Source organism: Bradyrhizobium brasilense (genome assembly GCF_029714345.1).
GTDB classification, from domain to species: Bacteria; Pseudomonadota; Alphaproteobacteria; order Rhizobiales; family Xanthobacteraceae; genus Bradyrhizobium; species Bradyrhizobium australafricanum.
Map to the genome: position 1 here is coordinate 4710321 of NZ_CP121669.1, position 26347 is coordinate 4736667.

At 64.1% G+C, this 26347-nt stretch carries 20 protein-coding genes; 10 read left to right on the plus strand and 10 right to left on the minus strand.

Going from position 1 to position 26347, the window contains the following annotated elements; translation table 11 throughout:
• Positions 1 to 15 precede the first annotated feature (15 nt).
• The 4 genes from QA635_RS22165 to QA635_RS22180 form a co-directional block, all read right to left on the minus strand.
• Entirely contained in the window at positions 16 to 1629 is a 1614-nt protein-coding gene (locus QA635_RS22165) for a DHA2 family efflux MFS transporter permease subunit (protein WP_283061460.1), read from the minus strand.
• Positions 1626 to 2654, minus strand: a complete 1029-nt coding sequence (locus tag QA635_RS22170) for an HlyD family secretion protein (protein WP_425249045.1) — start codon at positions 2652 to 2654, stop codon at positions 1626 to 1628. The genes QA635_RS22165 and QA635_RS22170 overlap by 4 nt, the downstream gene beginning before the upstream one ends.
• Positions 2655 to 2867: 213 nt before the next feature.
• Positions 2868 to 4364: a sensor histidine kinase gene (locus QA635_RS22175; protein ID WP_038377200.1), complete on the minus strand. Its 1497-nt coding sequence runs from the start codon at positions 4362 to 4364 to the stop codon at positions 2868 to 2870.
• A gap of 16 nt (positions 4365 to 4380) precedes the next feature.
• Entirely contained in the window at positions 4381 to 10563 is a 6183-nt protein-coding gene (locus QA635_RS22180) for a HAMP domain-containing protein (protein ID WP_425249201.1), read from the minus strand.
• A gap of 381 nt (positions 10564 to 10944) precedes the next feature.
• Between QA635_RS22180 and QA635_RS22190 the strand changes: the two genes are divergently transcribed.
• A complete protein-coding gene (locus tag QA635_RS22190) occupies positions 10945 to 12933 on the plus strand; it encodes a hybrid sensor histidine kinase/response regulator (protein WP_341850379.1) in 1989 nt (662 codons plus the stop codon).
• Positions 12934 to 13109: 176 nt separating this feature from the next.
• Here QA635_RS22190 and QA635_RS22195 read toward each other — a convergent pair whose 3' ends face one another.
• Together QA635_RS22195 and QA635_RS22200 are read right to left on the minus strand one after the other, a co-directional pair.
• The gene (locus QA635_RS22195) at positions 13110 to 13328 is read right to left on the minus strand and encodes a hypothetical protein (RefSeq protein ID WP_016845796.1); all 219 of its coding nucleotides are present in this window, start codon (positions 13326 to 13328) and stop codon (positions 13110 to 13112) included.
• A gap of 133 nt (positions 13329 to 13461) precedes the next feature.
• A complete protein-coding gene (locus QA635_RS22200; protein WP_283061464.1) occupies positions 13462 to 13773 on the minus strand; it encodes a hypothetical protein in 312 nt (103 codons plus the stop codon).
• 61 nt (positions 13774 to 13834) lie between these two features.
• Between QA635_RS22200 and QA635_RS22205 the strand changes: the two genes are divergently transcribed.
• Positions 13835 to 14035 (plus strand): DUF3072 domain-containing protein, encoded by a 201-nt coding sequence (locus QA635_RS22205; RefSeq protein WP_026192767.1) that lies wholly within the window; start codon positions 13835 to 13837, stop codon positions 14033 to 14035.
• A gap of 118 nt (positions 14036 to 14153) precedes the next feature.
• Positions 14154 to 14408 (plus strand): hypothetical protein, encoded by a 255-nt coding sequence (locus tag QA635_RS22210; RefSeq protein WP_283061466.1) that lies wholly within the window; start codon positions 14154 to 14156, stop codon positions 14406 to 14408.
• A 173-nt stretch (positions 14409 to 14581) separates the two neighbouring features.
• Here the strand turns inward: QA635_RS22210 and QA635_RS22215 are convergent, their stop codons facing one another.
• Entirely contained in the window at positions 14582 to 14839 is a 258-nt protein-coding gene (locus tag QA635_RS22215) for a hypothetical protein (protein ID WP_057018676.1), read from the minus strand.
• Between the two features lie 112 nt (positions 14840 to 14951).
• Between QA635_RS22215 and QA635_RS22220 the strand changes: the two genes are divergently transcribed.
• Entirely contained in the window at positions 14952 to 17021 is a 2070-nt protein-coding gene (locus QA635_RS22220; RefSeq protein ID WP_283061467.1) for an ATP-dependent helicase, read from the plus strand.
• Between the two features lie 159 nt (positions 17022 to 17180).
• Here QA635_RS22220 and QA635_RS22225 read toward each other — a convergent pair whose 3' ends face one another.
• Together QA635_RS22225 and QA635_RS22230 are read right to left on the minus strand one after the other, a co-directional pair.
• Positions 17181 to 17912, minus strand: coding sequence for an adenylate/guanylate cyclase domain-containing protein (locus tag QA635_RS22225; protein WP_225646743.1), 732 nt, complete (start codon positions 17910 to 17912; stop codon positions 17181 to 17183).
• Positions 17913 to 17997: 85 nt separating this feature from the next.
• Positions 17998 to 18294 (minus strand): PilZ domain-containing protein, encoded by a 297-nt coding sequence (locus QA635_RS22230; protein WP_249794477.1) that lies wholly within the window; start codon positions 18292 to 18294, stop codon positions 17998 to 18000.
• Between the two features lie 219 nt (positions 18295 to 18513).
• Between QA635_RS22230 and QA635_RS22235 the strand changes: the two genes are divergently transcribed.
• The 3 genes from QA635_RS22235 to QA635_RS22245 are packed head-to-tail and all read left to right on the plus strand — an operon-like array spanning position 18514 to position 21545.
• Entirely contained in the window at positions 18514 to 19920 is a 1407-nt protein-coding gene (locus QA635_RS22235) for an MFS transporter (RefSeq protein WP_283061469.1), read from the plus strand.
• An 11-nt stretch (positions 19921 to 19931) separates the two neighbouring features.
• On the plus strand, positions 19932 to 21119 hold the full coding sequence (locus QA635_RS22240) for an acyl-CoA dehydrogenase family protein (RefSeq protein WP_283061471.1): 1188 nt from the start codon (positions 19932 to 19934) through the stop codon (positions 21117 to 21119).
• Positions 21120 to 21143: 24 nt separating this feature from the next.
• Positions 21144 to 21545 carry a VOC family protein gene (locus tag QA635_RS22245; RefSeq protein WP_283061472.1) on the plus strand — a complete coding sequence of 134 codons (402 nt, stop codon included), beginning with the start codon at positions 21144 to 21146 and terminating at the stop codon, positions 21543 to 21545.
• A 301-nt stretch (positions 21546 to 21846) separates the two neighbouring features.
• Here QA635_RS22245 and QA635_RS22250 read toward each other — a convergent pair whose 3' ends face one another.
• Complete coding sequence (locus QA635_RS22250; RefSeq protein WP_425249046.1) at positions 21847 to 22587, minus strand: Spy/CpxP family protein refolding chaperone; 741 nt, start codon at positions 22585 to 22587, stop codon at positions 21847 to 21849.
• 453 nt (positions 22588 to 23040) lie between these two features.
• On the opposite strand from QA635_RS22250, the gene QA635_RS22255 reads away from it, so the two are divergent.
• From QA635_RS22255 to QA635_RS22265, 3 genes are all read left to right on the plus strand, one after another.
• Positions 23041 to 24381, plus strand: coding sequence for an ABC transporter substrate-binding protein (locus QA635_RS22255; protein WP_028340671.1), 1341 nt, complete (start codon positions 23041 to 23043; stop codon positions 24379 to 24381).
• Between the two features lie 116 nt (positions 24382 to 24497).
• Entirely contained in the window at positions 24498 to 25436 is a 939-nt protein-coding gene (locus QA635_RS22260; protein WP_028340672.1) for a carbohydrate ABC transporter permease, read from the plus strand.
• Entirely contained in the window at positions 25436 to 26347 is a 912-nt protein-coding gene (locus QA635_RS22265) for a carbohydrate ABC transporter permease (RefSeq protein WP_225164406.1), read from the plus strand. Before QA635_RS22260 ends, QA635_RS22265 begins: the two co-directional genes overlap by 1 nt.

Genomic DNA, 26347 nt, shown 5'->3' on the forward strand with positions numbered 1-26347 from the left:
ACAATGTCGTCTGCTCTAATGTCCCTTGGGTGGTGCCGTCAGATCGACCGGTTTGATGATCAGCGCCAGCGGGATCATCACGAGGCCGATGATCGAGAGCATCCAGAACACGTCGATATAAGCGAGCAGGTCGACCTGCCGCTGCAAGGTCTGGCCGACCCAGGCGACCGCCTGGGACGCGGCGTCCGATGCGTTCGACCCCTGCGCCTGAAAGAAGCGCGTCATCGTGTCGATGGTCTGCTGATACCCGATGTCGGACGGCGCGGCATGTTCGACCAGCCGGCTCTGGTGGAATTGCTGGCGTTGCGCCAGTGCGGTCTGGGCGAGTGCGACGCCCATCGACCCGCCGATATTGCGCGCGACGTTGATCAGTGCCGAGGCCTGGTTGGTCTTGTCCGGCGGCACGCCGTCATATGACGCTGTCGTGACCGGCAAGAACAGGAACGGAAGGCCGGCGGAGAGAAAGATGCGTGCGAGCGCGGCATAGCCATAGGTGATGTCGCCGTTCAGTCCCGTCAGGTGCCACATCGAGAATGCGACGATGCAGCCGCCGATCGCGATCAGATATTTCGGCTGGACGCGGCTGACGAGATGGCCGACCACCGGCATCAAGATCAGCGTGACGATGCCGCCGGGCGACAGTGCGAGCCCTGCCAGCAGCGCGGTATAGTTCAGCTCGGTCTGCAACAGCTGCGGCAGGAGCTGCGTCGACGAGATCAGCACCGCGCCGGTGCACAGCATCACCAGGAAACACGATCCGAACTGGCGGCGTCCCAGCAGGCGGAGATCGACGATCGGCTCCTTGCGCGTCAGCTCCCAGGGAACCAGCGCGATCAGGCAAATCGCCGAGGCCAGCGCGAAGCCGACGATCATGTTGGAGCCGAACCAGTCCTTGCGCTGACCTTCGTCGAGCACGAATTCGAGCGAACCGAGCCCGATCGCGACCAGCACGAAGCCGATGTAGTCGACGCGCAAACCGTCCTTGAGGAGCTCCCTGCGCTCCCGCTCGGCGCCGGACGGCTCCTTGACCAGCGCCCCGACCAGGAACAGCGAGAGCAAGCCCATCGGCACGTTGATGAGAAAGATCCAGTGCCAGCTATAGGTATCGGTGATCCAGCCGCCGAGCGTCGGCCCGACCACGGGAGCGACCACCACCGCGACGCCGTAGATCGCGAACGCCTGGCCACGCTTGGGCGGCGGAAAGGAGTCGGCGAGGATCGCCTGCTCGCTCGTCGCCATCCCGCCGCCGCCGAGGCCCTGGATGATCCGGAACAGAACCAGCGCCTCCAGGCTCCAGGCAAGCCCGCACAGCAGGGACGCGAACGCGAAGGTGCCGACGCAGATCATGTAGAAGCGCTTGCGGCCGATCACGGTCGAGAGCCAGCCCGAGATCGACAGCACGATCGCGTTGGCGACCAGATAGCTGGTGATGACATAGGTGCTCTCGTCGATGCCGACCGCCAGGCCGCCCGCGATATGGCGCAAGGCCACATTGGCGATCGTGGTGTCCAGCACCTCCATGAACGTCGCGATCGAGACGACGAAGGCAATCAGGTAGGGATTATGTCCGCCGGCAGCCGAACGCTCCGGCGACCAGGCTGCGCCGCCGCCTGCCGCAACGTCGCTCATCGCACCCTGGTCCAGGGCACGACCGACATGCCCGGCCCGATCGGAAGGTCATTCGGCCAATTGTCGATCACGATCTTCACGGGAACGCGCTGCACGACCTTGACGAAATTGCCGGTCGCGTTCTCCGCCGGCAGCAAACTGAACGCAGTGCCCGAGCCCGGCTGAACCGAAGCCACGCGGCCGGTGAGCTTGCGCCCCGGATACGCATCGATCCTGATCTCGACCGGCTGGCCCGGGCGCATGTCCGTCAGCTGCGTTTCCTTGTAGTTGGCGGTGATCCAGACCTCGTCAGGAACGAACATCATGACGCTCTGGGCCGGCGCCACATAAGTGCCGACCGCGCCGCTCAGCTTGACGACGCGTCCGGATTGCGCTGCGACGATGCTTGTATATTGCAGGTTCAATTTGGCCTGATCGAGCTGGGCCTGCGCCTGCTCCAGCGATGCCTTGCTGCTCTTGAGCTGAGCCTCGAGCGTCTTGACGCCGAGCTCTGCGGCAGTCACTGCCGTTCTGGCGCGGCTGGCATTGGCCTGCTGGGCGTCGAGATCCGAGCGGGTCTGCTGCTGCCGCTGCACCGTGCCCGCGCCCTTTTCGACGAGGTTCTGGGCGCGCTCCGCCTCCTCCCGCGCGAACTTCAATTGCGCCTCGGCCTGTTGCTGCTGCGCCTTGGCTTCCTTGATCTGCTCCTGCTGGCTGTCGATCTGGGCCTCGACATTGGCGATATTGGCCTCTGCGACCGCGACCTGTGCGCTGGCCTGATCGACGGCGATCTTGTAGTCGCGCTCGTCGATCCTCGCGAGGAGATCGCCGGCATTGACGTGCTGGTTGTCGGTGACGGGGACCTCGACGACATAGCCGCCGACCTTCGCCGCCACCGCAAAGCTGCGTGCGGCCACGAACGCGTCATCGGTCGATTCATAGTGACGCGCGTTGAGCCAATAGCTCACGCCACCGATGATCGCGAGCAGGAGCAGACAGGCGCCGACTGTGGCAAGCAGCCAGTGCTCGCGGAGCCGGTCGCGCATCGATGGCTTGCGCTCGGTTTCCTGCTCTGGCGAGGATGCGCGTTCAGGTCGCGATTCTTGCTTGGGATTGCGCTCGGGCTGCCGCGGCTCCTCCCCGGACGGCCCGCGCTCTTGGGTTTGGGCATCCACGGTAGCACCTCAAGCCACGAATGGAGCGATCAAGCCCCGTTAACCGCAGCGTCCGGCGCTTGGTTCCTGTTCGGGTGGGATGCGCTACACGGCCCTGGAACTGACCATGGGCTGGCGCTGCTCGGCCGTCGACAAATCGCGGTAGGCCGCGGGCTCTCCAGCCAGCGCCTTGAGCGGAACCGTGAGCCGGCACACCAGGCCCTCGGTGCGCCAATCGAAGTCGGCGCGGCCGCCGAGTTGGGTCTCGATGCTGGCGATGACGCTTCTCGTGCCGAACCCCCTCTGCTTCGGCTTGGTCACGGGAGGTCCGCCGGATTCCACCCAGGCCAGGATCAACGTTTCGTCGTGCAGTTCCCAGGTGATCGCAAGCCGGCCCGACAGCACCGACAGGCTACCGTATTTGGCGGAGTTGGTGACGAGCTCATGCAGCGCCAGCGCCAAGGTCTGCGCGGTCGCGGGCTGCAACTGCACCTCTTCGCCATCGATCTGGATCTGTCCGGCTTCCGAATACGGCGCGATCTCCTCGGTGACCAGCCGCCGGATTTCGGCGCCCTGCCAGCTCGACAGCGACAGCACGGTGTGAACGCGTGCCAGCGCCGTGATGCGGCCCTCGACCGCCCGCACATAGGCGGTCACGTTCTGCGCGCGCGTCAGCCGCACGATCGATTGCGCCAGCGCGAGCGCGTTCTTGGCGCGATGGTCGACCTCGCGGGTCAGCAGGCTCTGCCGCTCCTCGGCCTTCTTGCGATCGGTGATGTCGACGGTGACGCCGCTCACCCGTACCACCTTGCCGTTGCGGTCGCTGGTGGCCGCGGCTGTGCCGACGCACCAGCGCACTTCACCGTCCGGCCGCATGACGCGGAATTCGGTTTCATAGGACGTCTGGCCCTTGCCGAAGCCGGTCCAGGCTTGCCGGAGGTGTTCGACATCGTCGGGATGAAACAGCGCCTGTATATTGTCGGAGGTCAGCTTGAAGGATTTCGGGTCGACGCCGAAGATCTTGTATTGCCCCTCGTCCCACATCCAGTCGCCATTGACCCAATCCCAGTCCCACGAGCCCATCTTGCCGGCCGCAATCGCCATGCTGCGGCGCGCCTCGCTTTCGACCAGCCGCGTGGTCGACTGCTCGAGCTCGGCAGTGCGTGCGCGCACGCGGTCCTCGAGCTCCGCGTTGAGGCGTTCGAGCTGCCGTGTCTTGCGGTAGAGCTCGGCGAACACGCGGATCTTTGCCCGCAGCACCTCGGGCACGACGGGCACCGGCACGTAATCGACCGCGCCCATCTCGTAGCCGCGGAGCCGGTCGATATCGCTGACCTGGATTGCCGAGATGAAGATCATCGCGGTCTTCTGGAAGCGTGGATGCTCGCGGATCATCGCCGCGAGCTCGAAGCCGTCGAGCTCTGGCATGCAGACGTCGACCAGGATGACCGCGACTTCGTTCTTGAGGAGGAACTCCAGCGCCTCGCGACCCGACGACGCGGCGACCAGCGTCTCGCCGAGCTCCTTCAGGATGACCTCATAGGCCAGCAGCTTCGCCGGCTGGTCATCGACCAGAAGGATATTTACCTTTTCGTGGTCCATCATGTTCGATCGCCGATCAGCGGTGCAGCCACATGCGGATCGCCAGCAGCAGTTGCTCGGTGTTCACGGGTTTCGCCAGATAGTCGGACGCGCCTGCCTCCAGGCATTTCTCTCGATCGCCTTTCATCGCCTTCGCGGTCAGCGCGATGATCGGCAGCCGCGCGAAGGCGGAGTTTTGCCGGATGGCGCCGATGGTCTGGTAACCGTCCATCTGCGGCATCATGATGTCCATCAGCACGATCGCAATCTTGGGATTGGATTCGACCAGCGAGATGGCCTCGTGACCGGTTGTCGCAGTCAACACCTTCATACCTCGCCGCTCCAACACGCTCGAGAGCGCGAAGATGTTGCGGGCATCGTCGTCGACCAGCAGTGCGGTCTTGCCAATAAGATCCTCGTCGGAACTATTGAGCTTCTCCAGCATCCTCTGTTTTTCGACGGGCAATTCCGTGATCACACGGTGCAGGAACAGTGACGTTTCGTCGAGCAGACGCTCCGGCGATTCCACGCCCTTGACGACGATGCTGCGCGCCATCGTATGCAGTTCCGCGTCTTCTTCCGCTGAGAGTTCCCGGCCGGTAAACACGACAACGGGAATATTGGAGAGCGTCTCGTCCTTGCGGATCTGGTCCAGCACTTCGAAACCGCTCATGTCGGGCAGGCGCAGGTCGAGCACGACGCAGTCGCACGGATTTTCGCGCATCGTTGAGAGCGCTCCTGCCCCGGTGCCGCTGGTCACGATCTCGATATCCTCGTGCCCGAGCAGTTCGGTAATGCTGAGCTGCTCCGCCGCATTGTCCTCCACGATCAGCAGGCGCTTGCGGCGTGGTCTGGCGTATTCCTTGATCTGCGACAGCGCAGCGCTGACGCCTTCCGTCGTCGTCGGCTTGTTGACGAAGGAGAACGCGCCGCGCGCCAGCGCGTGCTGCCGGTCCTCGTCGAGCGTGATGATCTGAACCGGAATGTGACGGGTCAGCGGATTGTGCTTGAGCTGGCTCAGCACCGTCCAACCCAGCATGTCGGGCAGGAAGACGTCGAGCGACACCGCGCTCGGCTGGAACTGCTTGGCCAGATCCAGAGCTTCGGCACCGCGGCTTGCGACCAGCACCTTGAAGCCCTTGTCGCGCGCCAGATCGATCAGCACCCGTGCGTAATGCGGATCGTCCTCGACGATCAGCAGGATGGTGTCGCCGGGCTCGAGATTGAGCCGGTCGTCCGGAAGCTGCTCGATCACACGCTCCTGCGCGCCTGACACCTGCAGCGCCGGAGCCGGTGTATGCGGCATCGCTATCGGCTGAGCCTGCTGACGCAGTGCCACCGAGGGGCCGGCATATTTCAGCGGCAGATAGAGCGTGAAGGTCGAGCCCTTGCCCGTCGCACTGCGCAGATGGATCTCGCCGCCGAGCAGACCCGCGAGCTCACGGCTGATCGCCAGTCCAAGACCGGTGCCGCCATATTTGCGGCTGGTGCCGGCGTCGGCTTGCTGGAACGCCTCGAAGATCAGCTTCTGCTTGTCCTGTGGAATGCCGATGCCGGTATCCGACACCTCGAACGCAACGACCGCGGGCGCCGCATTGAGGATCGGATGCTCCACACTCCAGCCGCCGAGCGCGGCCGACACGGTCAGGCTGACGCCGCCTTCCGCGGTGAACTTGAACGCATTCGACAACAGGTTCTTGAGCACCTGCTGCAGCCGCTTGGAGTCGGTCACCATGCTGCGCGCAAGATTGGCATCGACATCGATGCTGAACGAGAGATGCCGGTTCTCCGCCTCGTGCCGGAACGGCCGTCCGACGGTCTCGAGCAGGCTCGATGTCAGAATTTCCTCGGCGTCGACCGTCACCGTGCCGGACTCGATCTTGGAGAGATCGAGGATGTCGCTGATCAGGTTCAACAGGTCGGTGCCGGCGCCGTGAATGGTGCGGGCAAACTCGACCTGCTTGCCGGTCAGATTGCCGTCGGGATTTTCGGTGAGCTGCTGGCCCAGGATCAGGATCGAGTTCAGCGGCGTCCGCAACTCGTGCGACATGTTGGCGAGGAATTCGGATTTGTACTTCGAAGTCAGCGACAGCTCGGTCGCCTTCTCTTCCAGCGCGCGCCGCGCCTGCTCGATTTCCTGGTTCTTGCGCTCGACGTCGACATTGCGTTCGGCCAGCTGCTGGGCCTTCTGCTCCAGCTGATCGTTGGTCTGCTGCAATTCCTTCTGCTGGGTCTGCAACTCGCCGGCGAGCTGTTGCGACTGCTTGAGCAGCGCCTCGGTCTGCATCGTCGCCTCGATGCTATTGAGCACGATGCCGATGCTGTCGGTCAACTGTTCGAGGAAGGTGATCTGCGAGGTCGTGAACGAGGAGATCGAGGACAGCTCGATCACCGCCTTGACCTGGTTCTCGAACTGCACCGGAAACACGACGAGGTTCTTCGGCATGATCCGCATCAAGGCCGAATTGATCGGCACCGCATCGCCGGGAATCTCGGAGACTAGACGCTGGCGCTTGTCGAGCGCGCATTGGCCGATCAATCCCTCCCCGAACTGGACGATCTGCGGATGCGGATTACTGCTGTCGCTGGCATAGGCCGACAACAGGCGCAACTGCGCATTCTCGGGATTGTCGACCTGGTAGATCACGCCCATATGCGCGTTGATCAGCGGTGCAAGCTCGGTCAGCAGCAGCCGGCCGACGGTCGCAAGATCGCGCTGGCCCTGCAGCATGTTGGTGAAGCGCGCCAGATTGGTCTTCAGCCAGTCCTGTTCGGTGTTGCGCTCCGTGGTGAGACGGAGGTTGCCGATCATCGTGTTGATGTTGTCCTTGAGCTCGGCGACCTCGCCGCGGACGTCGACCTGGATCGAGCGCGTCAGGTCGCCCTTGGTCACCGCGGTCGCCACTTCCGCGATCGCGCGCACCTGCGAGGTCAGGTTGGCCGCGAGCAGGTTGACGTTGCCGGTGAGATCCTTCCAGGTGCCGGCCGTGCCGGGCACGTTGGCCTGACCGCCGAGCCGTCCCTCGACGCCGACCTCGCGCGCCACGCTGGTGACCTGTTCGGCAAAGGTCGCAAGCGTCTCGGTCATGTTGTTGATGGTGTCGGCGAGCGCGGCCACCTCGCCCTTCGACTTCACCGTCAGGTTCTGCTTCAGATCGCCGTTGGCGACCGCGGTCACCACCTTGACGATGCCGCGCACCTGCTCGGTCAGGTTGACCGCCATGACGTTGACGGTGTCGGTGAGGTCCTTCCAGGTGCCGGCAACGCCGCGCACCTCGGCCTGGCCGCCAAGCTTACCCTCGGTGCCGACCTCGCGCGCCACGCGCGTCACCTCGCCGGCGAAGGCGTTGAGCTGGTCGACCATGGTGTTGATGGTGTTCTTGAGCTCGAGGATTTCGCCCTTCACGTCGACCGTGATCTTGCGCGACAGGTCGCCGCGCGCCACCGCGGTGGTGACTTCGGCGATGTTGCGCACCTGGGTGGTCAGGTTCGCGGCCAGCAGGTTGACGTTGTCGGTGAGATCCTTCCAGGTGCCGCCGACGCCGGGCACCACGGCCTGGCCGCCGAGCCGTCCCTCGGTGCCGACCTCGCGCGCCACGCGTGTCACTTCGGCGGCGAACGAGCGCAGCTGCTCGACCATCGTGTTCAGGGTGTCCTTGAGCAGCAGGATCTCGCCGCGCACGTCCACGGTGATCTTCTTCGACAAGTCACCGCCGGCGATCGCGCTCGCGACCTCGGCGATGTTGCGGACCTGCGCGGTCAGGTTCGACGCCATGAAGTTGACGTTGTCGGTCAGATCCTTCCAGGTGCCGGCGACGCCGGGCACTTCGGCCTGGCCGCCGAGCTTGCCCTCGGTGCCGACCTCGCGCGCCACGCGCGTCACCTCGCCTGCAAACGCATTGAGCTGGTCCACCATCGTGTTGATGGTGTTCTTGAGCTCGAGGATTTCGCCCTTCACGTCGACCGTGATCTTGCGCGACAGGTCGCCGCGCGCCACGGCGGTCGTCACCTCGGCGATGTTGCGGACCTGCGCGGTCAGGTTGCCGGCCATCGAGTTGACGTTGTCGGTCAAGTCCTTCCAGGTGCCGGCGACGCCGGGCACGTTGGCCTGGCCGCCGAGGCTGCCGTCAGTGCCGACCTCGCGCGCCACGCGCGTCACCTCGCCCGCGAAGCGGTTGAGCTGGTCCACCATCGTGTTCAGCGTTTGCTTCAGCTGAAGAATCTCGCCGCGCACGTCGACCGTGATCTTGCGCGACAGGTCGCCGCCGGCGATCGCGGTCGCGACCTCGGCGATGTTACGCACCTGCGCCGTGAGATTGCCGGCCATCGAGTTGACGCTGTCCGTCAGGTCCTTCCAGGTGCCGGCGACGCCGGGCACCTCGGCCTGGCCGCCGAGCTTGCCGTCGGTGCCGACCTCGCGCGCCACGCGCGTCACCTCGCCGGCGAACGCGTTGAGCTGGTCCACCATCGTGTTCAGCGTTTCCTTCAGCTGAAGGATTTCGCCCGACACGTTCACCGTGATCTTCTTCGACAGGTCGCCCTTCGCCACCGCGGTCGCGACCTCAGCGATGTTGCGCACCTGCGCGGTCAAGTTCGAGGCCATCGAGTTGACGCTGTCGGTGAGATCCTTCCAGGTGCCGGCGACGCCGCGCACCTCGGCCTGGCCGCCGAGCTTGCCTTCGGTGCCGACCTCGCGCGCCACGCGCGTCACCTCGCCGGCGAAGGCGTTGAGCTGGTCGACCATCGTGTTGATGGTGTCCTTCAGCTCGAGGATTTCGCCGCGCACGTCGACCGTGATCTTCTTGGAGAGGTCGCCGCCCGCGACCGCCGTCGTCACCGCGGCGATGTTGCGCACCTGCGCGGTCAGGTTCGACGCCATGAAGTTGACGTTGTCGGTCAGATCCTTCCAGGTGCCGGCGACGCCGAGCACGTTAGCCTGGCCGCCGAGCTTGCCTTCGGTGCCGACCTCGCGCGCCACGCGCGTCACTTCCGACGCAAACGCGTTGAGCTGGTCCACCATCGTGTTCAGCGTTTCCTTCAGCTGAAGGATCTCGCCCGACACGTTGACCGTGATCTTCTTCGAGAGGTCGCCGCCGGCGATCGCGGTCGCGACGTCGGCGATGTTGCGCACCTGCGCGGTCAGGTTCGACGCCATGAAGTTGACGTTGTCGGTCAGATCCTTCCAGGTGCCGGCAACGCCGGGCACCTGGGCCTGGCCGCCGAGCTTGCCCTCGGTGCCGACCTCGCGCGCCACGCGCGTCACTTCCGAGGCGAACGAGTTGAGCTGGTCCACCATCGTGTTGATGGTGTCCTTCAGCTCCAAAATCTCGCCGCTGACGTCGACCGTGATCTTGCGCGACAGGTCGCCGCGCGCCACGGCCGTGGTCACGTTGGCGATGTTGCGCACCTGGGCGGTCAGGTTGCCGCACATCGCGTTCACCGAGTCGGTGAGGTCCTTCCAGGTACCGGCGACGCCGGGCACGATTGCCTGGCCGCCGAGCTTGCCGTCGGTGCCGACCTCGCGCGCCACGCGCGTCACTTCGGAAGCGAACGAACGCAGCTGATCGACCATCGTGTTGATGGCTTCCTTCAGCTGCAGGATCTCGCCGCGAACGTCGACCGTGATCTTCTTGGACAGGTCGCCGTTGGCGACCGCGATCGTCACCTCGGCGATGTTGCGGACCTGGCCGGTCAAATTGTTGGCCATCGAGTTGACGCTCTCGGTCAGGTCCTTCCAGACGCCGGTCACTTCCGGGACCTGGGCCTGGCCGCCGAGCTTGCCCTCGGTGCCGACTTCGCGCGCCACGCGCGTGACCTCCGAGGTGAACACCGAGAGCTGCTTGATCATCGTGTTGACGATGTTCGCCGACTGCAGGAATTCGCCGCGCAGCGGCCGGCCCTCGACGTCGAGCTGCACGGTCTGCAGCAGGTCGCCTTGCGCCACCGCAGCGACCGCGCGGGTGACCTCGCGGGTCGGCCACAGCAGATCGTCGATCAGCGTATTGACCGAGCTCTCCATATCGGCCCAGGCGCCGCTGGCGAGGCCGAAATTGACGCGCTGGCGGGTCTGTCCCTCGCGGCCGACGACCTGGCCGACGCGCGCCAATTGCTGCGCCATGCGCTCGTTGGCGGCTGCGATTTCGTTGAAGGCGTCCGCGATCTTGCCGTCGATGCCGAGATAGTCGCCACGCATCCGGACCGAGAAGTCGCCGGCGCGCATCGCCTGCAGCGATTGCAGCAGGTCATGCGAGGAATCGAGGCTTCCGTTTGATTGCTGGCTGCGGCGTGTATCAGCACGGGGACGAGGCGACGAACCGACATCGGTCATGTAATTTCCCCTACGCGCTGGCCGCGAATCCAGAGACTCGGAAAAGCCAGTGTGACCATAAGAATGACTGCCCTTGATCTATTCAAGCGGGAAAACGCCAAAACCGCAATTTGTGACGCAAACCGAGTACCTTAATCGCGATTGGAACCAAAAGTTCCGACCGTTGGCCGAACTTTTCCGAAGAACGACGGAGCCGGCCCTGATCGCCCGGTCCTCGTGCTCGCATGGAACATTGACCATCCCCGCGCGTTTCGGGCGGGGGCAGGATCGGTGATGGTTAAGAAATCAGAACAACTCAAACGGGGCATCGTCGAGAGCCGGCACGATCGTCGGCCGGTGGCTGGCGGCGTGGTCGACTACGCCATTTGCACGCTCGGCCCCGATGGCCGGGTCATCGACTGGAACAAGGGCGCCGAGCGCATCACGGGCTATCCGGCCAAGACGATCCTCGGCCAGCACTTCTCGGTCTTCTATCCTGCCGAGGACCGCGCATCCGGCGTTCCGGCGAGAGCGCTGCAGTTGGCGCGGAAGGAAAAGCACTCGGCGGCCGACGGCTGGTCTGTCCGCAAGGACGGGTCGCAATTCTACGCCGCTGTGGTCATCGATCCGATCTACGAGAAGCGCAAGCTCGTCGGCTACGCAATGGTTACCCGCGACATCACCGAGCGGCATCAGGCGCGCGCGGATCTCGAGGCCAGCGAAAGCCAGTTCCGCCTGCTGGTGAGCAATGTCACCGACTACGCGCTCTATATGCTGACGCCGGCCGGCATCGTCGCCAATTGGAACGCCGGCGGCGAGCGCATCAAGGGCTATTCGCCCGGCGAAATCATCGGCCAGCACTTCTCGCGGTTCTATACGCCGGCCGACCAGGCTGCCGGCAAGCCCGCCCATGCGCTCAAGATCGCGGAAGAGACCGGGCATTACGTGGAGGAAGGCTGGCGGGTCCGCAAGGACGGTTCGTTCTTCTGGGCGAGCGTCGTGATCGATCCGATCCGCGATACCGACGGCAGCCTGGTCGGCTTCGCCAAGATCACCCGGGATATTTCCGAGCGGCGCGACGCGCATCAGAAGCTCGAACAGGTGCAGCGTCAGCTTGCGGAATCGCAAAAGATGGATGCGCTCGGCCAACTGACCGGCGGCGTCGCGCACGACTTCAACAACCTGCTGATGATCATCTCCGGCAATCTGCACCGGATCAAGCGCGAGGTGACGAGCGAACGGGGCACGCTTGCACTCGGCGCGATCGAAACCGCATCCGAGCGTGCCGCGTCCCTCACCAGGCAGCTCCTCACCTTCGCGCGTCGGCAGAGTGTCAATCCGCAGACCATCAACGTCGCCGACAGGATCGCCGCGGTGCGAGAGGTTTTGACCAGCGCGCTCGGCGGCGCGATCAAGCTGAACATGGAGATCGGACCGGATCTCTGGCCGATCTTCGTCGATCCGACGGAATTTGAGACCGCGCTGATCAACCTCGTGGTCAATGCCCGGGATGCGATGACCGGCGGCGGCACGCTGACCGTCGCGGCGCGCAATGTCCCGGAAGCCGCCCAGGTGGTCGTCAGCATTACCGACACCGGCGAAGGCATTCCAGACGATGTCATGAACAAGGTCTTTGATCCCTTCTTTACCACCAAGCCGGTCGGCAAAGGGACCGGCCTTGGGCTGTCCCAGGTTCACGGTTTCGCGCACCAGGCGGATGGCCGGGTCGAGATTACAAGCGCGCTCGGCAAGGGCACGACGGTCAGCATCTATCTCCCGCGCGGGACTGCGGCCGCAAAGCGCACGGCTACGGGGCACAGCACGCCCGGCTTGGCCACGATCCTGCTGATCGAGGACAATCCTGCCGTCGCCGATGCGAGTACGGGCCTGCTCGAACAGCTCGGCTACACCGTGCGCTGGGCCTCGAACGCGGAGGCCGCCTTGTCGGAAATCGACGCCAACGGGATCGATGTGGTGTTCAGCGACATCGTCATGCCCGGCAGGATCGATGGACTGAAGCTGGCGCGCACGATCCGGGACAGAAAGCCCGAGCTGCCGATCCTGCTGACGACAGGCTACAGCGCGAGCGCACGCGACGTGAGGTCCGACTTTCCGGTGTTACGCAAGCCGTACCACATCCACGACCTCAGCCGCGAACTCGCAAAGTTGACGGGGCACGGCGTCGGCAGCACGACGAGCGGGCCATCCGGCAACGCTTCGAGCGAGTTCGATGCCACCGCGCAAGACGTCGCGGCAAGACCAAAGGCGAACGCCCGCTCCTAGTGTGCTGAATGCGAAGTTCGTGCGATTTCGCGGCAGCCACTTTCACGAACTTCGCATTCATAAAGCACACTAGAATCATAAGTTTGCTAGTGTCCTTATCGAATCCGAAGTTCGCTCCGAAGGTGCGGCAAATGATGCGAACTTCGGATTCGGGACACTAGTTCAAAATCGACAGGCTAGCGTTCCGCCGGCCAGCTTCGCCGCACCAACTGCACCCGCTCGATGCGGCTGCATTGCTCGCAGCGGTACTGAAGAATATCCCTGCCCTCGCTGCCCGGATGGCTGCTCTCGAGCCGCATCGTCCTGATGCAGCTGATGCAGGAGATCAGCGTCAGCAGTGGACTGCGATCGTCATTCATCGATGCCCGCGGTGGCGCGGTCGGATCGGCGATCATGGCGTTGGGCGATGCTATGGTATTGGCTCTCACCACAAGAAAATGCAGATCCTGCGGTCCGGGTTCCGTCCTTGAAACCTGATTTGGGCCTGAGCCGGTGTTCGAGGCTCCCTTCTTTGGACAAACCCCCGGATCACACCCGAGCGTTGCTGTGACCGGGCGTAGGCTTCGCCTTGTCCTTGTCCACCTTGACCTTCGTGCCGGCGCGGTCCTCGAAGCTCCGACTGAGCCGCTCCCGGACCGTGGGGAGACGCTCGCCGCCGCCGGCGGCCTTCCACCGGCCGACCAGTTGGGCCACTTCGGCTCGCATCGCCATCAACCGGTACGACGCTTCACTGCAATCGAGGTCGCGGTTGACCTGATCCCGGATCGACGCCTCGATCAGGGTCATCTCAGCTCGCAACGTGCTGATCTTGCGCCGAATTTCATTGATCTTGTTGTCCATGGCCTGTTAGAACAAAAATAGAACATATTGTCAAGTCACGATCCAGCAAGCGAGGCAAGCAATGAGCGTGGCAGCGGTAAGATATGGTGGGGTTGCGGAGCGGCTTGGCGGGCTGATGACCCGTGCCCAGGCGCTGCGGTTGAGGAGCCTCGCCGAGGAGGCCTATCAGCCGAACCAGTACGCACGCGACCTGACGTCCGAGGAAGCCGAACGGCGCATCGATGCGCTGAAGGCGGAGATCGCGCTGGCGGATTCTTTCTGAACCGTCCGCTCCAGCCAGGCCGGACGTCCCCTTAAGGCTTTGATATAGCGGCGCAGCTAGGTCTGTTCCTGTTATTGCTGCTTTGTCTTATTGCTGCTTGGTCCTGGGGGAGCCTGACGTGCTGGAGCTGGAGAAGCGGTCGCCGCTTGCGTTCCCGATTGCGCTGAAGGACGGGCGAACGCTCGCGACGGTCGGCGACGCCGCGGACTACCTGTCCGCGCTGAACCTGGATCAGCGCGAGCGCGGCTACTGGAAGACGGCGATCATGATGTTCAACAACGCCATGCGCGAGCCGAGCTATCTGAAGATCGCAACCATGAACCTCCGGTCTGCGCTCGTGTATGACCGCCTGGTCGACGACGTTGGCTCCTGATTGTGGTGCGGCGGCTACAGCCGAATCGGCCGTGGTTGCGTAAGGCCCTGCTCGTTATGGCCGCAAACAAGGTAACGGCGGTACACGCGACGGCCGGGTGCGTGATGCGCTTCAGCCGCACTCTCGGGCCGCCTTGGAGGGCCAAGGGAACACCAAGGCGGCTCATTTTCTTTTCAAAGCAATTTCGCGCGGACGAACAGCATCCGCAAAGCGTTGGTCGCTTGCACCGTCAGCATGGCGTTACCGGCCGCTCTCTCGAGCGCAACCAATGCCTCGTCATGCAGCGAGCGGAACTCCATCCATTCGACGGCGCTGAGATTGCTGATGAAGCTATAGGCCTGGCCCACGGTCGCGAGCGTCACCGTCTCGCCGTTCAGCCGCACCTTGAACGTCGCCTTCAGCGGCGTGTCGGATTTGGATACGTCACCCATGGCGGGGTTGTGCGCCGCGCCGCGTTAATGTCAATCTAATTTCTCTGCGTCCGCCTCGGCGCGTCGGCCCCAATGAATCGCAATGTCTGTTAGCGTTTCGTGGGGGTGATTCGTGACTGATCTTGCCAACACAGCCTATCTCGATGCGCTCAATGCCGAGCAGCGCCGCGCTGTCGAGCACGGGGTCGGCAAGGATTGCATCGTCGGCGCGCCGCTGTTGGTGATTGCGGGCGCGGGGTCCGGCAAGACCAACACCCTCGCTCATCGCGTCGCGCATCTGATCGTCGCTGGCGCCGATCCGCGCCGCATCCTGTTGATGACCTTTTCGCGACGCGCCGCCGCCGAGATGGCCGGCCGCGTCGAGCGCATTGCGCGCCGCGTGCTCGGCGATCGCGCCTCGGTCATGACCGATGCACTGAGCTGGGCCGGCACGTTCCACGGCATCGGCGCGCGGCTGCTGCGCGAATTCGCCGAGCGTATCGGCCTCGACCCGGCCTTCACGATCCATGACCGCGAGGATTCCGCCGACCTGATCAATCTGGTCCGCCACGATCTCGGGTTCTCCCGCACCGAAAGCCGGTTCCCCACCAAGGGCACCTGCCTTGCGATCTATTCGCGCTGCGTGAACGCGGAAATGCCGGTCGAAGCCGTGCTCGGCCAGTTCTTCCCGTGGTGCTCCGGCTGGGCCAGTGAATTGAAACAGCTGTTCGGGGCCTATGTCGAAGCCAAGCAGCGGCAGAACGTGCTCGATTACGACGACCTCCTGCTCTACTGGGCCCAGATGGTGACGGACACTGCGCTGGCCGAGGAGATCGGCGGCCGCTTCAACCATGTGATGGTCGACGAATATCAGGACACCAACCGCCTGCAGTCCTCGATCCTGCTCGCACTCAAGCCCGCGGGCCGCGGGCTCACCGTGGTCGGTGACGACGCGCAGTCGATCTATTCGTTCCGCGCCGCCACCGTGCGCAACATCCTCGACTTTCCGGCCCAGTTCAGCCCGGCCGCCGAGATCGTCACGCTAGACCGCAACTATCGCTCGACGCAGCCGATCCTGTCGGCCGCCAATGGCGTGATCTCGCTCGCCAAGGAACGCTTCACCAAGAACCTGTGGACCGACCGGACCTCGACCCGCAAGCCGCTACTCGTCACGATCCGCGACGAGGCCGATCAGGCCCGTTACATCGTCGAGCAGGTGCTGGCCAATCGTGAGGAAGGCACCCTGTTGAAGCACCAGGCGGTGCTGTTCCGCACCTCCTCGCACAGCGGACCGCTGGAGGTCGAACTGACCCGCCGCAACATTCCGTTCGTGAAATTCGGCGGCCTCAAATTCCTCGACGCCGCGCATGTCAAGGACATGCTGGCGCTGCTGCGCTTCGCCGCCAATCCACGCGACCGGGTTGCAGGTTTCCGCATCCTGCATCTGTTGCCCGGCGTCGGACCGGCCTCGGCGCAGCGGGTGCTCGACCGCATGACCGAGGCCGCCGATCCGATTGCTGCGCTCGTCGCACTGCCCGCCCCGCCCCGCGCCGGTGCAGACTGGCGGCTGTTCGTGGAGGCCATCGAGAACCTCCGCTACTCGGAATGGCCCGTCGACATCGAACGCGCCCGCCTCTGGTACGAACCGCATCTCGATCGCATCCACGAGGACAGCGAGGTGCGCCGCGCCGATCTCATTCAGCTCGAGCAGATCGCCGCCGGCTACCCGTCACGCGAGCGTTTTCTCACCGAACTCACGCTCGATCCACCCGATGCGACCAGCGACCAGGCTGGCGTGCCGCTGCTCGATGAGGATTATCTGATCCTGTCGACGATTCATTCCGCCAAAGGGCAGGAGTGGAAATCCGTCTATGTGCTCAATGTTGTCGACGGCTGCATGCCCTCCGACCTCGGCGCCGGCACGTCGGCCGAACTCGAGGAGGAGCGCCGCCTGCTCTATGTCGCGATGACCCGCGCCAAGGACGATCTGCATCTGCTGGTGCCGCAGCGCTTCTTCGTCCACGGCCAGGCCGCCAAGGGCGACCGCCACATGTATGCCTCGCGCACCCGCTTCATCCCGGAACGACTGCTGCCGATGTTCGAACGGACCACCTGGCCGCGCGCCGCGACCGCGCAGGCATCCGCGGCCAATCGCGCGCCGCCGATCGACATCGGCGCCCGGATGCGTGGCATGTGGCGCTGATGCCGGTTCGAAGCTTTTCATCCGGGCTGGAACCAAGCCGCCGACCTTGCGTTGAGGCGGCGTTCGTAATCGGCAAACGACCATCCCCGACGGCTTCGGCGCGCAGTTGCACGCTGGAGCCGTCTTTTTTGCGCCGCGTCAATTCACGCGAAAGCCGATTCACGCAGGAAACAATGTGACGGGCTGGTCGAAGCCCTTCAGGGTGTAATCGGCACCAGCTGCCGTGATCATGTCGCGGGTTCGATCCCGCACGGCCGTCGTCACAAGGATCTCGCCTGACCTGGCGGCCGCCTGCGCGCGTGCCGCGCGATTGACCACCGTGCCGACTGCCGTCAGGTCGCGGTGGGCCTGGCCGAACTCACCGAAATTGGTGTCACCGCTATCCATTCCGATTCCGATGCCGATCTCGATGTCGCCGGCGCCGATCGCCCGCACCAGCGCATCGTGCCTGTCGCGAAAACTGCGCTGGATCTGGCGCGCAGCGAGCAAGGCCTGCACGGCATGATCGTCGCGCCGCACCGGGAAATTGAAGATTGCGAACACGGCGTCGCCGATGGTCTTGTTGAGGATGCCGTCATAGCGCCAGATCGCGGCGGCGCAGTCGTCGTAGAACGCGTCGAGCAGCGAGGTCAGCCCGTCCTGCGCGATGGTCTGCGTCAGCGTGGTGTAGCCGCGCAGATCGGCGAACAGGATGGTGGCGTCGATGGTCACGGCGCGCGCCTTCATGATCTTCGAGAAGGCCATCTCGCAGAGCGTGCATGTGTTCGGGTTCATGCGGCTCGGCCGGACGCCGAACAGACGGAACGGCGCCGCCAAAGGACCGCGCAACGGGATCGGCATATGCAGATTTTGCCAGCAGCCAAGGCAGATCGTTGCAGGTTCCGGAGTCATCGGCGGATCACCTGCTGTTCCAGCAACGAAACCCGGGCTCCTTGGCATGCTGGTTCATGGGCGTCCCCAATCGAGATTGCCGCGCTCAGGCGGTCGCCACGAAACTCACTCCAATTCGCGTCTTCTTGCTCCAGATCACCTGACACTCATAGACGACAGAGGCGTCGCGGGCCATCACCAGGCGGAATCTATGCGGGACGAAGGCCGGATTCTCGACCTCGATGGCCGCCCCTTCCGGCGAGATGTTCACGATCGTGCAATGCATGACCGAACCGCCCGACGAGACATAGCCGGGTTCATTGACCTCGGTTCGCGGATGCTTACGCTTTTCGTCCACCCGGCCTCCCCAAATGTTCTTCACGCAAACGTGGGCGATCGGCATTGCAGGAGTCAACGGCTCCGGCGGCTCGCATCGGGCTTTCGCACCACCATTTGTGCGCAGCAGTACGCCGAACCGCTTATCGCGACAATGCAGATGAGCCCCGCGTCGGCGCGGGCTTGTCGTTCGCGCTGGCGCGAGGATAGCCTCATCCTATGGGCGATGCGCTGGCGCGACGCACGCTCCGGGGAATAATGAACAGGCGCCATGGGGAGACGCGCCATGTTCGAGATTCTCGATCGCCGGACGACTCTGACCGGCAACCAGATCAAGATCCTTGCGGCGGCCATCATCGGCGATGCGCTGGAATTCTTCGACTACTTCCTGATCGGCTTCGTGCTCGCGTTCCTGATCGGACCGTGGAAGCTCACCTTCGGCCAGTCGGCCACCGTGCTGATGAGTTCCGGTATCGGCGCCATCCTCGGCGCCTACCTCTGGGGCTGGCTCGCCGACCGGGTCGGGCGGCGTATCGTCTTCATCGGCACGGTGCTGAACTTCTCGATCGCGACCGGCCTGCTCTATTTCACGCCCGATAACGGCTGGGTCTATCTGGCGATCCTGCGCTTCTTCGTCGGCACCGGCGTCGGCGGTCTTTATTGTGTCGACCTGCCGCTGGTGCAGGAGTTCATGCCGTCGCACAAGCGCGGCTGGGTCGGCGGCCTCGTCACCTGCGTGATCCCGCTCGGCGTCGGCCTCGGCGCGGTGCTGGGGGCTGTCATGGGAACCGATCAATGGCGGCTGCTGTTTGCGATCGGCGTGCTGCCGTCGGTCCTGGTGCTGCTGGTTCGGATCTGGGTCCCGGAGTCGCCGCGCTGGCTGTGCCGGCAAGGACGCTATGACGAAGCCCGCAAGTCGCTGGCCTGGGCGCTGCAAGTGCCGCCGTCGGAGCTGCCGCTGCCGAGCGCAGCCGACGCCGGTCCGGTCGTCACGACGAGCTGGTTCGATCTGTTCAAATATCCGCGCAGCCTGATCGTCTCCTGGCTCGGCAATGCCGGCGCGCAAACCGGCGTCTACGGCATCACGCTATGGGCCCCCGCGCTGTTCGTGCTGCTCCTGAAGGTGACGCCGCAGGAAGCCGCCAAGATGATGATCCTGCTCAGCGTCACCGGCTTCCTCGGCCGCATCTCGTTCTCCTGGTTCTCTGAGCTGCTCGGACGGCGTGTTGCCGGCGGCCTGCTCGGCCTCGGCGCCGGCGCGCTGACCATCATTGCCGGCTACCACTACGACGCGACTTTGTTCGGCATGTCGGCGTTCTGGCTGCTGCTGGCCGCCGCCTTCTTCTTCGCCGACGGCGGCTTTGCGATCGTCGGTCCCTACGCGGCGGAGGTCTGGCCGTCGCATCTGCGTACCACGGGGATGGGCTCTGCCTATGGCTTCGGCGGGATCGGCAAGATCATCGGGCCGGTCGGGCTTGCGCTGATCGTCGGTTCGAACAACTACCTCAAGCCCGACGTGCCACTGACCCAGATCCCGACCGCCTTTGTCTATCTCGGCTGCTGGTTCCTGATGGCGGGTGCCGTCTATTTGTTCTTCGGGCTCGAGACCCGGGGCAAATCGATCGAGCAGATCGACAAGGAGCTCAACGCGACGGTCGACGTCGCGGCCTCCGCAACGATCCGGCGCGCCTGAGGGAGGCGAACATGAATGTGACTTCTGCGGACCTCATCGGCGATCGCGACGTGATCACCCGCGCCGAGGCGATCAGGGACGCGGTGGCGGCCGCCTCCAACGATATCGAAACGACGCGCCGCCTGCCGCCCGACCTGCTCGACCGGCTGCATGAGGCGCGGCTGTTCCGCCTGCTGCTGCCGCGTTCAACCAACGGGATCGAAACCGATCCCGTCACCTTTTTCCATGCCATCGAGACCATCGCCAAGGCGGATGCCTCGACGGCGTGGTGCCTGAGCCAGGCCGGCGGTTGCGCGATGTCGGCGGCCTATCTCGACCTGCCGGTCGCGCAGGAAGTGTTTGCCGACCCGCGTGCCGTGCTCGCCTGGGGCCCCGGCCCGAAGGTCAAGGCCATTGAGTGCGAGGGCGGCTACCGCGTCACCGGGGTCTGGTCGTTTGCCTCGGGCGGACGGCACGCCACCTGGCTCGGCGCGCACTGCCCGGTCTATGCCGCGGACGGCTCGCCGCGCCGGGATGCCAATGGCGAGCAGGTCGAGCGCACCATGCTGGTGCGGACCGAGGACGTCGCATGGACCGACATCTGGAACACGGTCGGATTGCGCGGTACCGCCAGCGACCAGTTCGCGCTCGATGACTTCTTCGTCCGCGCGGACCATTCGATCACCCGCGAATTCGACCGCGAGTGTCGCGAGGATGGCCCGCTGTATCGGATGAGCAACCACACCTGCTACCAGATCGGCTTTGCCGGGGTCGCCTGCGGCATTGCCCGCAGCGCGCTCGACAATTTCGTCGACGTCGCCCGCAACAAGGTGCCGCGCGGCATGAAGAAGACGCTGCGGGACAATGCCGTGGTGCAGTCCGGCCTCGCCCAGGCCGAGGTCAATCTGCGCGCCGCCCGCGCTTTCCTGCTGCAGTCGATGGCCGACATCTGGAAGGACCTGGTTGCCGGCCACAGCATCACGGTCGCACAGCGCATGACGATCCGGATGGCGGCCACGCACGCCATCCACAAAGCGCGGGAGGCCGTCGATTTCGCCTACAACACCGCCGGTGCCACCGCGATCTTCGACGGTCATCCGCTGGAGCGGCGCTTCCGCGACATCCACACCGTGACGCAGCAATTGCAGGGCCGCTTCAGCCATTTCGAGACGGTCGGCGCCTGGATGCTGGGCGTCGATGCCGACCTCAGCTTCGTTTAACCCGATTTCTCAAGGAGAAGAACCATGCCATTGGGTGGACTACAGCATTACACCATCGAGCCGCAGGATCTGGAGAAGACCAAGGCGTTCTATTGTGATGTGCTCGGGCTCGAGAACGGCGAACGGCCGCCGCTCGATTTCCCCGGCTACTGGCTCTATTCGGGCGGCCAGGCCACAGTCCATCTGATGGGCACGCGCAAGCCGCGCGACGGCATCGTGGTGCGCGGCACCGCGAAGAAATATGAGGACACCGGCCGCCTCGACCATATCGCCTTTGCCGCCAGCGACGTCGAAGCCGTGCGCAAGCGCCTGCAGTCGAAGAACGTCACCTTCCGTGAGCAGATCGTGCCGCGCACCGGCGACATCCAGATATTCCTCTACGATCCGGACGGCGTCGGCGTGGAGCTGAACTTCCCGAAGAGCTAAGCGCCGGCTTTTCCGGATCGCTGGTTGCCGGCATAGAATCCGAAGGACATCGCCGCTTTTGCGCGCCGATGTCCCGACCGTTGACGGCTCAATCCGCGCTGGCCTCAGGCGCTGTGGATGGTTCCCGACAAGGCCCTGACTCGGCCATCACTCGGGCGTGATCCGGTCCGTTTTTCTTCAACATTGAATGACGAATTAACCGGGCCGCGCCGCTGCGGCAGAATAGCCGGGTGCTGCGCCTTTAACCTACCCCAGGGCTTGGTGGCCCGGCTATTCGTCCCCACTTGGCCGGCGAGACCTCTCAGTCGAGGCCGCGTTCGTGGCTCAGGCGGACCATTTCGTTGATGAAGATTTGTTTCTGCTTGTCGTCAAGGCTGGCAAACAGCGGCTCGGCGGCGTCGGCAACGCCGCGCTGATCGACCGCCCTGTCATTGAGGAACTGGGCCTCGTTGCGCATCTGCTCGATGATGTCATCCGGCGGATCGCGCTGCGCCCGCGCGATGCGCAGGTTGAGGCGGTCGGCGCCGTTGTGGCCGAGATAGTGCATCGCACTGTTGAAGCCGGCCCAGTTCTTCTCCTGCTCCGGCGTCAGGTTGAGCTCCTTCTTGATCCGTTCGATGTTGGCGTCGCTGTTGGCGACGATCTGTTCGGCCGTCAGCTGCGGCGCGCCGGCCTGGGTCAGCACGGTCGGCGCTTGCTTCGCGCCCTTGTCCTTGGCGGCGGCCTTGGCCGACTTGGAGGCCTTGGCGCCGGCCGCCGCGCCCTGGGCGTTCTTGCCGCTGCCGGCATTGGCGTTGTTGCCATTGTTGCCGGTGAACACCCCGGTTACGCCGGTCACCACCCCGACAACGCCGCCGATGGCTCCGCCGAGAACGCCGCCGACCGGCCCGGCGGCCTTGTTGCCCTCGCGCGCACCCTTTTCGACGCCCTGCACGATCTGCGCATCGACCATATGAGGCACCGCGAGCAACGTGACGGTGGCGGCCCCAACCGCGGCGCACAATCTCCATTGCGCTCGCAGCTTCGCTACCGGGATGAGCATGATCGGGTCTCCGTGATCGGTGGTGGATTGCGGAATTGATGCGGGGTTAGGTTCGACGAATCCGGACTTTAGCGTTTCCGGCTTCGGCAAGTCTATCGGCCGCGCCGGGCATCACCATGGCGGAACAGAGTTCGCTGAGGCTTGACCGGAAAGCTGCGGCTCAACCGCGCACCGTCTGCTTCCTTGTCTGCGTCACCCTCCGCGTGCGTCGCAACATGATCGCAAGACGCGCGGCAAACCGCCGGCAACTGCAATGATGCGAACGACACTGCCTGCTATTTGACCACAACGTTAGTTCTAGTTGGCATCAGCATCTCGTTTCTCGACAGATGCCGGCAATTCTGTTCTGATCGGTGTCAACGCAATCCCGCGACGTCGCGCAAACGCGACGCACAAAAACAACAACGGGATTCAAAAAGTCTTTTGTCCGTTGGCTACCAGGGAGGGAATGCCATGTCACGGAAGAAGCTCTCGCGCCGAGAATTCGTCGCAGCGACAGCGCTGTCATCGGCCGCGCTGATTACAGCCCCCTACGTGCGTGGCGCCTACGCAGCCGGAAAGCTCTCGATGGGCTTCTGGGATCACTGGGTGCCCGGCGCGAACAGTGCGTCCACCGAGCTGGTCAATGAATGGGCTGCCAAGGAGAAGGTCGAGGTCCAGATCGACTACATCACCAGCCAGGGCAACAAGAACATCGTCACCATCGCCGCCGAGGCGCAGGCGAAATCCGGTCACGATATTTTCCAGATGCCGACATGGTGGCCGCAGGCCAACGCCGAGTTGCTCGAGCCGGTCAACGACATCATGGATCCGCTCCTCAAGCTGAACGGCGATGTCAACGGCACGGTGAAATATCTCGGCCAGGCCGGCGGCAAATGGCTCGGCGTTCCCGCCAGCGTCGGGAGCCAGATCAAGGGTCCCTGCTCACGCATCGACCTGATGAAGAAACACGCCAACATCGACGTGCAGGAGATGTATCCGGTCGGAAGCGAGCCGAAAGCCGATAACTGGACCCTCGATACGTTCCTCAAGGCGGCTGAAGCCTGCCACAAGGCCGGATTCCCGTTCGGTATCGGCCTCGGCGAAACCAGCGACAGCGTCGACACCGCCGGCGCGATCTTCCAGTCGTTCGGCGCGCAGCTGGTCGATGCGAAGGGCAATCTCACCGTCAAGACCGACGCGGTGCGCCAGGCCCTCGACTACTACAAGAAGCTGCTCGCCTTCCTGCCGCCCGATGTGGCGGCATGGGACGACGCGTCCAACAACAAGTGGCTGGTCGCCGGCAAGGGCGCGATGATCCTGAATCCGCCGAGCGCGTGGGCGGTCGCCAAGCGCGATGCTCCGCAAGTCGCGGAGCAGTGCTGGACGCACGGGTTCCCGGCGGGGCCGAAGGGACGCTTCGCGCCCTATCTGCCGTTCTTCTGGTCGATCTGGTCGTTCTCGAAGAACAAGGAGGCGGCCAAGAGCCTGCTGTCCCACCTGTCGCAACCCGCATCGATCGAGAAGATGGTGGTCGCAAGCGGTGGCTATGACCTGCCGGCCTACGAAAAGCTCACGACCTTGAAGGTCTGGGCGGAGCAAGCGCCGCCAAAGGGGACGCTCTACCACTATCCGAACCCCTACAAGCACCAGACGCTGTCGATTGCGGCCTCGCCCGCGCCGCCCAAGATCGCGCAGCAGATCTACTTCCAGGCCACGCTGACCAAGATGTGCCTGCGGTACTACCAGGGTGAAAGCATGGAAAAGACACTCGCCTGGGCCGAGGGCGAGTGCGAAGGCTTCATGCGAAGCTGACGACAAGCGAGGTCTCGCGCGACCACCCGTAATGTTGGCCGCGCGAGGTCCCGTCTTCACATCCCAGCCGTCGGACCGGCGAGCTGTGCAACCAACCCGCGCGAGGGACCTGCGTTATGGTTGATGTCGCATTCCAATCCAACCGCGCAGCCGCTGCCCAGACGGGACGAAGGCGCGTCGGCCTGCGCAACGCGCTGCGGCGCAAGTCGATGGCCGCGTTCCTGATGACCTTGCCGCTGATCCTCCTGATCGCGATCCTGGTGCTCTACCCGGCCCTCTACTCCTTGCACCTTGCAACGCTGAACAAGGCGATGACGAAGTTCGTCGGGTTCGGCAATTTCGAGTTCCTGTTCAAGCGCGACACCTTCTGGCTGGTGGTCAAGCAATCCTGCATTTTCGCGATCTCGGCGGTGATCTTCAAAGCCCTGATCGGCTTCATCGTCGCGCATTTCGTGCACAACGTACCCGCCAACAAGCAGCGCAAGTGGCGCGGCATGCTGCTGGTGCCATGGGTAATCCCGCCGGCGATGAGCACGCTGGCGTGGCTCTGGCTGTTCGACCCCTCCTACAGCGCCTTCAACTACACGCTTTCCTTCTTCGGCATCGGGCCGATCCCGTGGACCGGCGATGCGATGTGGGCGCGCTTCTCGGTGATCCTGGTCAACGTCTGGTACGGCGCGCCATTCTTCATGATCATGTATCTGGCGGCGTTGAAATCGGTACCCGACCAGCTTTATGAGGCGGCCGCGATCGACGGCGCCAATTGGTGGCAGCGCATCTGGTACGTGACCCTGCCGATGATGCGCAACATCATCGCGATCACGACGCTGTTCTCGCTGATCGTGACCTTCGCCAATTTCGACATCGTGCGCATCCTGACCGCGGGCGGGCCGCTCGACCACACCCATATCTTCGCCACCTGGGCGTTCCGCGTCGGCATCGAGGGCAGCGATGTGCCGCTCGGCGCCAGCGTTTCGCTGTTCATGGTGCCGATCCTCGCGGTCGCGGCGATCTTCATCCTGCGCGACATCACCAAACGCGGGAACGAAGCCTGATGAGCTCCCTGACGATCGACAAGTCCGGACCGACCCGCAAGGTCAAGTACGGCAGCATGAGCCGCGACCGCGCCTGGGCGCTACGCTGGTCTTATTTTTTCCTGGTGCTGTTTGCGATCTTCTCGCTGACGCCGCCGATCTACATGCTGATCACCTCGCTGAAGAGCAGCGCCGAGATCTCGGCCGCGACCAATCCGTGGTGGGTCTATCACCCGACACTCAGCAACTACACCGAGCTCCTGACCTCGAACCAGTTCCTGCGCTTCTTCTGGAACTCGGCCTGGGTCTCGATCATCGTGGTCACCATCACGATGCTGATCAGCGTGCCGGCGGCCTTTGCGCTGGCGCGGATGAAATTCTGGGGTTCGGCGACGCTCGCGACCGGCGTGTTCCTCACCTATCTCATTCCGGACAGCCTGCTGTTCATTCCGCTGTTCAAGATGTTCGCCGTGTTCGGCGACTGGACCGGCATCCAGCTGGTCAATCGCTGGTACGTGCTGCTGTTCATCTACCCGACGCTGACGGTGCCGTTCTGCACCTGGATCATGATCGGCTATTTCGCCTCGATCCCGAAGGAGCTCGACGAGGCGGCGATCATCGACGGCGCGAGCTGGTTCCAGACGCTGACCCGGATCTTCATCCCGGTCGCGCTGCCCGGCCTGATCGCGGCCACGATCTTTGCCTTCACCGTCTCCTGGGCTCAGTTCCTCTATCCGCTGGTGTTCACGACATCGACCGATCAGCTGGTGCTGCCGGTCGGCATCATCACGACCCTGATCAAGGGTGACGTCTTCAACTGGGGACAGATCATGACCGGCGCCCTGCTCGGCGCCGCGCCGCCGCTGATCATCTATGCCTTCCTGATGGACTACTACATTGCCGGCCTGACCGCCGGTGCGACAAAGGGTTGA

Coding starts and splice junctions, on each gene's coding strand:
- QA635_RS22170 (WP_425249045.1), bottom strand. CDS start 2,654: ATGCGCGACCGGCTCCGCGAGCACTGGCTGCTTGCCACAGTCGGCGCC.
- QA635_RS22205 (WP_026192767.1), top strand. CDS start 13,835: ATGAGCGTGGCAGCGGTAAGATATGGTGGGGTTGCGGAGCGGCTTGGC.
- QA635_RS22250 (WP_425249046.1), bottom strand. CDS start 22,587: ATGCTCATCCCGGTAGCGAAGCTGCGAGCGCAATGGAGATTGTGCGCC.
- QA635_RS22225 (WP_225646743.1), bottom strand. CDS start 17,912: ATGACTCCGGAACCTGCAACGATCTGCCTTGGCTGCTGGCAAAATCTG.
- QA635_RS22230 (WP_249794477.1), bottom strand. CDS start 18,294: ATGCCGATCGCCCACGTTTGCGTGAAGAACATTTGGGGAGGCCGGGTG.
- QA635_RS22165 (WP_283061460.1), bottom strand. CDS start 1,629: ATGAGCGACGTTGCGGCAGGCGGCGGCGCAGCCTGGTCGCCGGAGCGT.
- QA635_RS22240 (WP_283061471.1), top strand. CDS start 19,932: ATGAATGTGACTTCTGCGGACCTCATCGGCGATCGCGACGTGATCACC.
- QA635_RS22190 (WP_341850379.1), top strand. CDS start 10,945: ATGGTTAAGAAATCAGAACAACTCAAACGGGGCATCGTCGAGAGCCGG.
- QA635_RS22245 (WP_283061472.1), top strand. CDS start 21,144: ATGCCATTGGGTGGACTACAGCATTACACCATCGAGCCGCAGGATCTG.
- QA635_RS22260 (WP_028340672.1), top strand. CDS start 24,498: ATGGTTGATGTCGCATTCCAATCCAACCGCGCAGCCGCTGCCCAGACG.
- QA635_RS22175 (WP_038377200.1), bottom strand. CDS start 4,364: ATGGACCACGAAAAGGTAAATATCCTTCTGGTCGATGACCAGCCGGCG.
- QA635_RS22200 (WP_283061464.1), bottom strand. CDS start 13,773: ATGGACAACAAGATCAATGAAATTCGGCGCAAGATCAGCACGTTGCGA.
- QA635_RS22235 (WP_283061469.1), top strand. CDS start 18,514: ATGTTCGAGATTCTCGATCGCCGGACGACTCTGACCGGCAACCAGATC.
- QA635_RS22195 (WP_016845796.1), bottom strand. CDS start 13,328: ATGATCGCCGATCCGACCGCGCCACCGCGGGCATCGATGAATGACGAT.
- QA635_RS22180 (WP_425249201.1), bottom strand. CDS start 10,563: ATGCGCGCCGGCGACTTCTCGGTCCGGATGCGTGGCGACTATCTCGGC.
- QA635_RS22255 (WP_028340671.1), top strand. CDS start 23,041: ATGTCACGGAAGAAGCTCTCGCGCCGAGAATTCGTCGCAGCGACAGCG.
- QA635_RS22215 (WP_057018676.1), bottom strand. CDS start 14,839: ATGGGTGACGTATCCAAATCCGACACGCCGCTGAAGGCGACGTTCAAG.
- QA635_RS22265 (WP_225164406.1), top strand. CDS start 25,436: ATGAGCTCCCTGACGATCGACAAGTCCGGACCGACCCGCAAGGTCAAG.